Origin of the sequence: Flavobacterium plurextorum (genome assembly GCF_002217395.1) — a bacterium.
In the GTDB taxonomy this organism is placed as follows: domain Bacteria; phylum Bacteroidota; class Bacteroidia; order Flavobacteriales; family Flavobacteriaceae; genus Flavobacterium; species Flavobacterium plurextorum.
This window is the reverse complement of sequence record NZ_MUHD01000011.1, coordinates 172,766-185,097: the sequence shown is the minus strand read 5'-3', so window position 1 is coordinate 185,097 and position 12,332 is coordinate 172,766. Positions and strand designations below refer to the sequence as shown.

Below are 12,332 nucleotides of genomic sequence, written 5' to 3'. Positions count from 1 at the left end.
TTTGAGTGTTGAATTTTTGTACCCCACAGCCAAAAAAACTTTTTCCCCAAGTTTAAGACTATTTTGTTTGGTGATGTTTTTTATTTTAAATGTTTCATTTGCCCAAACAACTAGAATAAGTACTGCGTCTGGAGGTAATTGGAATACTCCAGCTACTTGGACGACAGGAGTGGTGCCTGCTGCAAATGACCCCGTAATTATTGTTTCGACAGCCACGGTTAATACAAATGGAAGCCCAACATGTGCAGGTGTTTCTATTCTGGGAACATTAAATATGGTAGCAAACAATATACTTACAGTAAACGGAGATGTAAGTGGTACTGGAACATGGAAAGGAAATACAAATAATGATTCTACACGAAGCATTTCGCTAAATGGAAATTGGTCATTTACTGGTACATCTGCAGGGACTGGACCTGTGGCAATTTTTACAGGAGCAAATGTTCAAACACTCTCTGGACTAATTGGAGCCGCAGGAAGACTTACTGTTAATAAAACAGGTGGTTCGTTATCGCTCGCTAACGCATTAACAGTTGGTGTTTTTCAAAATATTGCTGGTACTTTTGATGCAAATACGTTTTTGCTTACAACATCTAGTGCACCAACTCTTACAGCAGGTACCTTGAGAGTAGGAGCTTCAACTTGGGGAGGAAATTATTCATTTGCTTCTCCAACAATTCCAACAAATTTTACAGTAGAGTATTATAGTGCAACACCAACTATAAGTACTGGATTTACATATCAAAATCTTACTTTTTCAGGAAGTGGTACAACTGCTGCTCCTTCGGGAAATTTAGTAATACAAGGAAACTTAGCTAATACAGGAACAGGAGTACTAAATTTTAGTAATCGAGATGTTACCATTAGCGGTGGAAATACACAAAGTATTGCTGGTTTTACAACTACTGGTACAGTAACGATGTCAAAAAGTGGAAGCACAACAGCTACATTTACGGGAGCTGTAAGCGGAGGTAGTTTGGTAATAAGTGGAGTAAATAACGGATCAACATTGGCATTGGGAAGTTTTACTCATACTTTTACAGGTGGATGGGCTATGAATTCTGGAGCACTTCAAGGAGGCACTAGTACTTTAAAAGTTGCTGGAAATGTTACAGGCACAGGTACTAATTTTACACCTGGTACTGGAACCGTTGAATTATATGGTGCTAATCAAACTTTTGTAGACTTAAATTTTTATAATTTATTATTTTCGGGTACTGCGGGAGCAGTTAAAACATTTCCAAATACAGCAGTTGCAATCTCAAATAATTTGATTATAAACTCCGGAATAGTTGCCAATTTAAATACGAATGCTGCTAATAATTTATTGCACAGTACAAAAACATTGACATTGGGTGGCGCAATCTCTGCGTTAGGTACATGGGGAAGTTTATCATCTTCGGCGACATATAAAGATAATACATATTTTTCAGCTACTACAGGAAGAATTAGTGTGACGTCTACAGCAACTTGTACTACACCAATTAATTACTCAGTAAGTGTAACGGCTTCTAATCTAAATCAAGCTTATTGCAGTTCTGAAGCAGGATCGACTATAGGTTTGAGCGGGTCAGAAATAGGCGTGAGTTATCAGTTGTTAAGAGGTACTGTGAATGTAGGGACTCCTTTATCTGGTACAGGTAATGCTTTAGTTTTTGGAGCGTTTAATACTACTGGAACTTATACTGTTTTAGCTTCAAAAACAGCATCTTGTACAGCGACAATGTCTGGTGGTCCAGTTTTAATTTATAAATATAGTTCACCGCCAGTACCAAGTGCTACACCCGAAAATGTTTCTTGTCCTTTGGATGCTACAGGAAAAATTACGGTTAATACTATAGTGGCTCCAGCATCTTTAGCTTTTATTAGTGCTAATAATCAGTATATCAATTTTGGTTCAAATATTCTTAGTAATAGAAGTACTTTTAGTATAGAGGGATGGATAAAATATGATCCTACGAAGTACATTGATAGAATGTCTCTTTTTGGGCAGAATGATGCTATTGAAGTTGGTTTTGAGGGAGATTTTTTGAAATGTTGGACTCAATCAGGAGGTTCAGTACAGATTTCGAAATCTGAGTTTACTACAAATGATTGGTATCATATTGCGGTTACAGGAGATGGTCAGACAGGAGGATTAAAAATGTATATTAATGGAGTACTAAAAGCATCGGGTGGAAGTGCTACATCAAATTATAGCTCAAATACTAGTTTTACCACAAAAATTGGTTATGGTGTAATGGATGAATTTGGGGTTGGATTAACAGGGGAAGTATTCAAATTGGGCTTTTGGAACAAAGTGCTTTCTACTGGAGAAATCTCTACACTTTCCTCAGGGTTTGTGGAGTATGATGCTTCTTTAAGCGGTTTACTTGCGGGTTATAGTTTTATAGAAGGAACAGGTACCACAGTTTCGGGAGTAGGAAGTTTATCACCCGTTCCAACAGGGACATTTGTAAATACTCCAAAATGGACAGATCCTTACTCATACTCATGGACTTCGAGCCCGGCTGGTTATACAAGTAATTCTATAAGTTTAACTGGACTAACTGCTCGAACTTATAATTTGACAACTTCACTAAGAGGGTGCTCAACTACTGGTTCTTGGACAATAAATGTAACAAATACGGTACCATCAGTTTCAAGTCATCCAATAGATGCTACTGTTTGCGCAGGTAATAATACATCATTTACTGTTACAGCTGCCGGAAGTACGTTAACATACCAGTGGCAAGTTAGTACAGACGGTGGAACTTCTTTTAGTAACCTTGGCAATACAGCAGTTTATTCAAATGTAACAACGGCAACATTAAATATTACTGGAGCGGCAGTTGCATTAAATAGTTACAGATATCGTTGCGTGGTAAGTGGTATTTGCAGTCCTTCAGCAACATCTAATGCGGGAATTCTTACTGTAAATCCAGCTTCGACATTGGTTTTAACCAGTGGCTCTGCCAATCAAACTGTTTGTTCAGGAACAGCAATAAGCTCTATAGTTTATACTTTTGGAGGAGGAGCAACTGGAGCAGTAGTTACAGGTTTGCCGTCATCTATGTATTTGATAAACTCAACTGCCAAAACAGTAACAATTAGTGGTACACCAGCAGCAGGGACGACATATTCTGTTGCAACGCAGCAGACATCTCCATGTACGGCAGTAAGTTTAGGCGGTGCAATTACTGTAAATCCAGCTTCAACATTGGTTTTAAGCAGTGGATCAGCAAGTCAAGCAATTTGCTCAGGAACTGCTTTAGCAACTATTGTGTATACTTGGGGCGGAGGAGCAACAGGAGTGGCGGTTACAGGTTTACCAACAACATTGTATTCAGTAGATCTACCGGCAAAAACAGTAACAATTAGCGGTACACCAGCAGCAGGAGTAACATATACTATTGCAACGCAGCAGGCATCTCCATGCACAGTTGTAAGTTTAGGAGGTACAATAACGCTAAACCCAGTTTCAACATTGGTTTTAACCAGCGCCGGCGGCTCTTCAACGCAAACGGTTTGTTCTGGAATTGCTATAAGTCCTATCGTTTATACTTGGGGAGGAGCAGCAACAGGCGTAGATGTTACTGGTTTACCAGCTGGATTGAATTTTACACCAAACTCAGGAGCAAAAACAGTAACAATTAGTGGTACACCAACAGCAGGAGGAAATTACACAGTTACAACACAGCAGGCTAATTCTTGTGCTGCAAGTTTAGGAGGAATTATTAATCTTAATGTTGGCAGAACAGCACCTACTGCAGGAGTAACTAAGCAAGCTTCATGCGCAGATAATACAGCAATAATTACAGTAACAAATCCAGCGCCTAACAGCGGTTATCATTATAGTATTGATGGATCAAATTATAGTAATGATACAGGAGTTTTTACAAGAAATATATCGACAACACAATCTTATAGCGTAACAGTAAAAGATGATGCAACGGGTTGTATCTCGGCGGCAGCTTCAGTAACTCTAAATGCTCCAACAACTAAAGTATGGAATGGATCTGTCGATGTTCACTGGAGCACAGCTGGAAACTGGACACCAAATGGAGCTCCGCAGCTTACAGATTGTATTACAATACCAGATCTTACTTCAATTGCTAATAAACCAGCAATTAAACAAACGGCATCTGCAACGGATTTTTATACCTATAAATTATCGATAGCCGACAAAGGTTCATTAATAATTGAAAGCGGAAAAACACTAAATGTCACAAATTCAGTAAATGTCAATACAGGCGGATCTTTAATTTTTGAGAATAATTCGAGTTTAGTACAAAAAGACAATGTTCCCAATACAGGTGTTATTACTTACAAAAGAAATACCACGCCGGTCTATCGTTATGATATTACTTTTTGGTCTTCACCATTAACACTGTTGTCAGGTTTTACACTTCATGATTTGTCTCCTGATACTTTAGGTGATAAATACACAAGTTACGATCCCGTTTCTGGTTGGGTAATACATCCAAATGGAGGAGTCGTTATGATTCCAGGTAAAGGTTATAACGTAAGAGCCCCACAGACATATGATCCTTCTCCATTTGTTAAAAAGATATATCCTGCATCTTTTATTGGAGTTCCAAATAATGGAGATGTTCCTGTTACACCAACAGCCAATCAATGGAATTTAATTGGTAATCCATATCCATCAGCAATTAAAGCAGATAAACTGTTAAGTACTTACAGTCATATCGGGCCATTGTATTTCTGGACACATGGATCGCCGCCGGTTAGAACTGCAGATCCTAACGATGTTTCGTCTTATTATTCAAGTAATGATTATGCTGTTTACACAGGAACCGGTGGTACTGTAACTGATCCTCAGGCATCAAACGATGGAAATATTGCAGCAGGACAAGGATTCTTTATTTATCCAAACGCGGGAACCGACATTATTTTTAATAACGATATGCGATTAAGTGGCGTAAATTCTGCTTTTTTCAAACCTGCAGAAACTGCTGAGGTCGAAAAAAATCGTATTTGGCTTAATTGCAGCAATATAAAAGGAGCCTTTAAACAAACCTTAGTTGGTTATGTTGAGGGAGCGACAAACAGCTGGGATTTTAATTTTGATGCTTCAACTCTTGATGAAAATGAGTTTTTAGATTTTTACAGTATTGAAGATACAGATTTAATGGCAATTCAAGGACGTGCACTGCCTTTTAATACAAATGACTTAGTTCCGCTAGGTTACAAAAGTACGATTGCCGGCGATTTTACAATTTCGATAGATCATGCAGATGGATTGTTTAATAGTCAAGCCGTTTATTTAGAAGATAAAACGACCAATATTATTCATGATTTAACAGCTGGCAACTACACTTTTACTACAACAGTTGGAACTTTTGATAAAAGATTTGTACTGCGTTATACTTCAGGTAAAACGTTGGGAACAGGAGATTTTGAAAATATTCAAGATGGCCTTTTAGTAGCTGTGAAAGACAAAGTAATAAAAGTTACAGCAGTAAAAGAACCAATTAAAGAAGTATCTATTTATGATATTTCGGGGAAACTAATATATCAAAAAAAGAAAGTTGGAAATACAGAACTTACGATTTCAAATTTACAGTCAAGCAATCAAGTTTTACTTGTAAAAATTACTTTAGAGAATGATTTTACCGCTGCAAGAAAAGTTATTTTTCACTAAAAATCTTTTTTAGACATTATAAAAATCCATCTGTTGATTAATACAGATGGATTTTTTGTTTAAGTCAGAAACATGAAAAATCACTAAAAGTGGGTATTGTTTTTAAAACCAGAACAGTTTAATTTCGGTAAATTCTTACAAATTAAACAATTTACATTCTTGTTTTGATAAAAAAGCTATTTTACCCGCTGTTTTTGGTCTCTTTTCTCTCCAGTACTTTCATTAGTGCACAGCAGGGAAAATTGGATGCCGCTTTTAATACGTTCGATGATGGTTCAAAAGGCGATGGTTTCGACAGCGCTGTTAGAACTTTGCTTTTACAGCCCGATAATAATTTAATAGTCGGAGGCGATTTTTCCAATTTAAACGGAATTCCATCTTCATCTTTAATACGTTTAAAACCTGACGGAACAATCGATGAGAGTTTCTCCGTTGGTACAGGATTCAATGGTAAAGTTTATACAGTCTATTTACAGCTCGATGGAAAAATAATTGTTGGCGGAGGGTTTACAAGTTATGACACAGCAAATTCTGGAAGATTAATTCGCTTAAATACCGATGGTTTTCGTGATTCAACTTTTGACACTTCAGTGGGCGCCGGCAGTGGTATTATTTATAGTATGGCAGAACAGTCTGATGGGAAAATTATCATCGTTGGAAGTTTTGCAAAATATAATAATGTGACAGTAAATCGTATCGCACGAATTCTTCAAGACGGTTCCTTAGACCGAACTTTTATGACAGGAACCGGCTCTTCTACAAATATTACTAATGTTAGAATTCTATCAAGCGGAAAAATTTTAATTACAGGGAATTTTATTTCATTTAATGGAACATTAAGCAATAGAATAATTTGTTTAAATCCTGACGGAAGTGTTGATAACAGTTTTAATATTGGTTCTGGTTTTAATGATGATGTAAATGCCATTGCAGTTCAACTAGACGGAAAAATTCTCTTAGGAGGTAACTTTACACTTTATAACGGAAATACTGCAAATAGAATTATTCGTATTTATGAAGATGGCACACAAGACCAAAATTTTCAAAAATCGGGTTTTAGCAATGGTTCAGTACAAATAATTAAAGAAGATCTTTTAGGAAATATAATGGTTGGAGGATCCTTTTCCAGTAAATATGGAAATGATGAGGTGAATAGAGCAGTACTTTTAAATGCTGATGGAACTGTAAAATCAGACTTTGATTTGGGTTCAGGACCTGGATCAGCTTCCGTTTTTGCAGCAGCAAAAGATCAAGAAGGATCATGGTTTATTGGTGGTTCATTTGCTGTTTTTGATGGACAAAATCAAGGTGGTTTGGCTAAAGTAGATTCTAGTGGAGAACTTGATACAGGTTATCTGTCAGCAGGAGTTGGTTTTGATAATTCAGTATTAAAGATTTTACCATTAGCAAACTTAAAAACAATGGTTTTTGGCAATTTTAGTCAATTCAACAATTCACCAGTAAATCGAATTGCGCGGTTATTAGATGATGGTTCACTTGATTCAGATTTTAACAGAGGCAAATCAGGAGCAGATAAATTAATAAAAACTGCAGTAGTTCAAGAAGATGGTAAAATTGTTTTTGGAGGAAATTTTACAAAGTACAACGACGCAGTTTCTAATAGAATTGCTAGAATACTGCCAAACGGCTCTTTAGATAATACTTTTAATATTGGAACAGGATTTAATGCCCAAGTTTATGTTTTAGCATTACAGCCCGACAATAAAATTATTGCTGCTGGCAATTTCACTCGGTTTAATAATGATTTAACTGCCGCCAGAATAGTAAGATTACTGCCAGACGGATCTCGAGATTTTACTTTTAACGTCGGTGTTGGTGCAGATGCTGTGATCGAAGATATTTTGATTCAGCCAGACGGAAAAATAGTGGCAGGAGGCAGATTCACAACTTTTAACGGACAGTCATATCCTCATTTAGTTCGGTTAAATGAAGATGGAAGTATCGATTTAAGTTTTAATATAGGTATTGGCTTTGATAAACACGTTTATACGCTTGCAATGCAATCAGATGGTAAAATAATTGCAGGAGGTACATTTTTGACATTTAAAGGTTCCTCACAAAAGAGAATTGTTCGTCTAAATTCTAATGGAAGTCTAGACGATAGTTTTTCTTCTGGAACAGGTTTTAGTAAAGGTGATGTGCGTTGTATTTTGGTACAGCCAGATGATAAACTTTTAGTTGGAGGCGCTTTTTCAGGAACTTATAAAAACAGTAAGGCATTGCGATTAATAAGACTCTTGAAAACAGGCGATTTTGATAACTCATTTGATGTGGAGCTCAATAAAAATCTTTTAACTTTAAATTTTACAAATGATTACAGACTTTTAATAGGCGGCGATTTTAACTTAGTCAACGGCATTTCTAAACATCGAGCTGCAAGATTAAAACTATGTGTAGATTCTACAATTTGGGATGGTTTTTCTTGGTCAAAAGGTTATCCGTCCAGCGGAAAAGAAGTGCTTTTTAAAGAAAGTTTCCCCAATCTAATTTCAGCTGATATTTGCAGCTGTACAATTGAACCTGATAAAACAGTTACGCTTTTAAGCGGAAATACTTTAGGTATAGAATTTTCCTATTCAGGCTTAGGAACATTAGTTTTAGAAGATACAGCAAGTTTATATCAAACAGACGATAGTGATGTGAATACTGGAATTATTCATCTTTTTCGAAAAACAAAACCAATTTTAAGATACGATTATACGTTTTGGTCTTCACCTGTCGCTAATCAAAAATTAATAGATGTTTCACCCAATACCTTGTTTGATAAATATTTGTCATATGATACTGCCACAGGTTGGATCGAAGAACCACGAATAAATAATATGCTATTAGGAAAAGGATATGCAATAAGAGGACCACAGGATTTTTCAATAACATCAAGAGCAGTTTATGAAGCAGTTTTTAAAGGAATCCCAAATAATGGAAAAGTACAAGCAGCGTTAGGAGAAACAGATAGTTTTAGTTTAATCGGAAATCCTTATCCATCAGCAATAGACGCTGTAGTTTTTTTGAAAAAAAACAATCTTAAAACAAAAGGCGCATTTTACTTTTGGACACACCATACGCCAGTTACTAATTTTGAATATAATTCAGATGATTATGCGGTCTATAATCTGGTTGGTGGAGTTGGTACTGAAGCATCATCTTTTGGGGTAAATGAAACGATTCCTGATGGTAAAATAGCTTCAGGGCAATCATTTTTTGTTACAAGTAATGCTTTCGGAACGGTTGAATTTAATAACAGCATGAGGATACAAGGAAATAATAATACTTTTTTTAAACCTTTCAATGAGGGAAGTTTTCGAAATAGTAATAAAATAGAGAAGCATCGATTGTGGCTGAATTTTGAAAATTCAAAAGGAGCGTTTAAACAAATTTTGATAGGATATATGGATGAAGCCACTAACGCTTATGATATAAACTATGATGCCGAATCACTAGATGGAAATCAATTTGTTGATTTTTATAGTTTAGTTGACGATAAAAAACTTGTAATTCAAGGTCGTACCTTACCTTTTTCAAAATCAGATTTTGTGGCTCTGGGTTATAGTTCAACAATTGCCGGCGAGTTTTCAATTGCAATTGATCATGCCGATGGTGATTTGAGTACTCAAGCGGTTTTTTTAGAAGACAAAACCAAAAATATAATGCATAATCTTCTGGAGAGCAATTATAAATTTACAACCACAGCTGGAACTTTTTTAGATCGTTTTACGATTCGGTATAATATACAAACATTAGAAGCGGATCAGTTTAAGAATCAAGAAAGTTCACTTTACGTTTCGGTTAAAGGAAAAAATATAAAATTAAATTCGACAAAAGATATTATGAAAGAAGTGTCCGTTTTTGATGTTTCAGGGAAAATGCTATTCAATAACAAAACAATCAACAACACAGAATACCAAATTACAAATTTCAAATCCAGCGATCAGATATTGTTGATCAACGTGATTTTTGAAAGTGGAAAATCAACAGCTCAAAAGATTGTTTTTCATTAATTTTTCTTAAAAAGTTTTTTGCAGCTTTTCATGAGTATTTTGAATCGCTTTTTCATTCTTATAATCAATCCATTTTTGTCCTTTTACCTTTCGCATCATGATATCAAAATAGCGCATAATAAAAACGTTATAAGCAGCTTTTGATAAATTGGTTATGTTTTTAGGAAATGAGCGCAGACTCATAGAAAATCCCGGAGTTAAATATTTCATATAATGCCAATAACCTTCTGGCATATACAGCATTTCGCCATGTTTTAAGTTTGTAATGTAACCTTTTGCATTTTTAAGAGCAGGGAATTTTTCGTAATTAGGATCATCAAAATTTATATCCTCTCTAGAAATTAAAGCGTGAGGTACTTTATACATGTATTTAGATTGGTCAGGAGCAAAAAGCATACATTGTTTTTCTCCATGAAAATGAAAATGAAGAATATTCGAATAGTCAATATCAAAATGCATGAACACTTTTGAGTTTTCGCCGCCAAAAAATAACATCGGCATTTGTTTTACAAGTTTTAAACCGATATCAGGCCATAAAAAATCGTGATTTAATGCAGGAACTTCTTTCATTAAATTATAAAGAAAGATGCGATAATTTGTTGGTTTTTCCTCCAGAAGATTTATATAATCGCTCATTTTCATTTTAGTATGAGCCTCATTAAAACCGTCTTCATGATTAACCGGTCTATTATCGTACAAAGGCACAATTAAATCTCCTGCGATTTGCTTTATATAAGAAAGTTTCCAATTTTTATAGGCTGGCCAATCTTCGGTCAGTTCCTCAACAACTACTGGGATTTGTTTTTTTACATACTGGGAAATAAAATCGGCCTTAGAGATTTTTTTTACCCTTTCGATTTGTTTTAACTCCATCTTCTAAATAAAAAAATTGCTTATAACACACAAGTTATAATCAATTTAGGAATATTTATCGAGATTTTAGCTCTATTAGTTAAATTTTTGATTTAACCGAAGCTTCAATGTTTTTTTCGATAGTATGTCCAGGTCTTGACCATTTAGGTTTTTCACCCAATGAAGTAAATTGAGAATCGGCTGCTTCAACAGTTTTCGGCTGCATTACTTTGATAAAAGGTTTTTGAGGCACCATTCCTAATGTTTCAAACATCTTCATATCTTCATTCACATCAGGGTTTGGCGTAGTTAGTAATTTGTCACCCGCAAAAATTGAATTTGCACCTGCAAAAAAGCACATTGCCTGTCCTTCACGAGTCATATTTGTTCTTCCAGCAGATAAACGAACCTGAGTTTCCGGCATTACAATTCGAGTTGTAGCTACCATACGAATCATTTCCCAAATTTCAACTGGTTTTTCCTCTTCCATTGGAGTTCCCTCAACAGCAACCAAAGCATTAATTGGCACAGATTCTGGTTGTGGGTTTAATGTCGAAAGAGCAACAAGCATTCCAGCTCTGTCCTCTATACTTTCTCCCATACCAATAATTCCACCGCTGCAAACCGTAACATTTGTTTTACGAACATTCTCGATAGTCTGCAAACGATCTTCAAAACCACGTGTAGAAATCACGTCTTTATAATATTCTTCAGAAGTATCTAAGTTATGATTGTATGCATATAAACCAGCCTCGGCTAAACGCTGTGCCTGATTTTCAGTAATCATACCCAAAGTACAGCAAACTTCCATGTCTAGTTTGTTAATGGTACGAACCATTTCTAAAACCTGATCAAATTCTTCGCCGTCTTTTACATTTCTCCAAGCCGCTCCCATACAAACGCGAGAAGACCCGCTTGATTTTGCACGCAAAGCTTGTGCTTTTACCTGACTTACACTCATTAAATCATTTCCTTCAACACCAGTATTGTAACGTGCAGCTTGCGGGCAATAACCACAATCTTCAGGACAGCCGCCCGTTTTGATCGAAAGTAAGGTAGATACCTGAACTACATTCGGATCATGTTGTTGTCTATGAATCGTCGCTGCTTCATAAAGCAAATCCATTAAAGGTTTATTATAGATTGCGATTATTTCGTCTTTGGTCCAGTTGTGTTTTGTAATGCTCATCGAATACATTGTTTTTGAAGCTTCAAAAGTAATTAAATTGTCCTAATCGGCAATAATGAATACTCGAAATGAATATTTACGGGTTATTTAAAAAAAAGAAACACTCTAAAATCATCATAGTAAGTGTTTTATGATTTTAGAGTGTCTTTAAAAGAATGTTTTTATTCTGATCTATTAATCAGCAACATATTTATTATTCCAATATAACATCATCAACAAAGTAACAATTACTGATGAAGCAAGCCCTTCAAAAAGCAAGCAGATGCAGTAAGTTGGAACAGAAGGATTTCCTCCAAACATAAAAGTTTTTGATAATGTGTGCACATAAGCATCGCCGCCTCGTGCGTAACTATATACTAATAATCCGAAAACGCTCAATGCAACACCAACCACTGAAGTTGCCATTGCTGAAACAGCATTAGATACAAAATTCGTTTCTCCCTCGTGAAGATTCATTTGCATAGTTCTGTTTACGCCCCAGAATATAAAAAATACATTTAAGACACGGAGATAAAACAAATCAGCTAAACCCAATACATTCATCAATAAAAAGTAAATGCCAATTCCGAGGAATATCAAAAAACCGTTGGTTATTTCTTTAGGTAGTTTCATAGTGGTTATTTTTAAA

The 12,332-nt window shown here is 35.6% G+C and carries 5 protein-coding genes; 2 read left to right on the top strand and 3 right to left on the bottom strand.

The genetic code is table 11. From position 1 onward, the window contains the following. Window positions 1-73 precede the first annotated feature (73 nt). A complete protein-coding gene (locus tag B0A81_RS05940) occupies window positions 74-5,644 on the top strand; it encodes a T9SS sorting signal type C domain-containing protein (protein WP_089057164.1) in 5,571 nt (1,856 codons plus the stop codon). Window positions 5,645-5,808: 164 nt separating this feature from the next. Next, window positions 5,809-9,663 carry a T9SS sorting signal type C domain-containing protein gene (locus B0A81_RS05935; protein ID WP_244281306.1) on the top strand — a complete coding sequence of 1,285 codons (3,855 nt, stop codon included), beginning with the start codon at window positions 5,809-5,811 and terminating at the stop codon, window positions 9,661-9,663. 6 nt (window positions 9,664-9,669) lie between these two features. On the opposite strand, the gene B0A81_RS05930 is transcribed toward B0A81_RS05935, so the two are convergent. From B0A81_RS05930 to B0A81_RS05920, 3 genes are all read right to left on the bottom strand, one after another. Continuing rightward, on the bottom strand, window positions 9,670-10,536 hold the full coding sequence (locus B0A81_RS05930; RefSeq protein ID WP_089057162.1) for a cupin-like domain-containing protein: 867 nt from the start codon (window positions 10,534-10,536) through the stop codon (window positions 9,670-9,672). Between the two features lie 79 nt (window positions 10,537-10,615). Beyond that, window positions 10,616-11,704, bottom strand: a complete 1,089-nt coding sequence (gene bioB / locus B0A81_RS05925; protein ID WP_089057161.1) for a biotin synthase BioB — start codon at window positions 11,702-11,704, stop codon at window positions 10,616-10,618. Window positions 11,705-11,878: 174 nt separating this feature from the next. Then, on the bottom strand, window positions 11,879-12,316 hold the full coding sequence (locus B0A81_RS05920; RefSeq protein ID WP_089057160.1) for a hypothetical protein: 438 nt from the start codon (window positions 12,314-12,316) through the stop codon (window positions 11,879-11,881). Window positions 12,317-12,332: the final 16 nt, after the last annotated feature.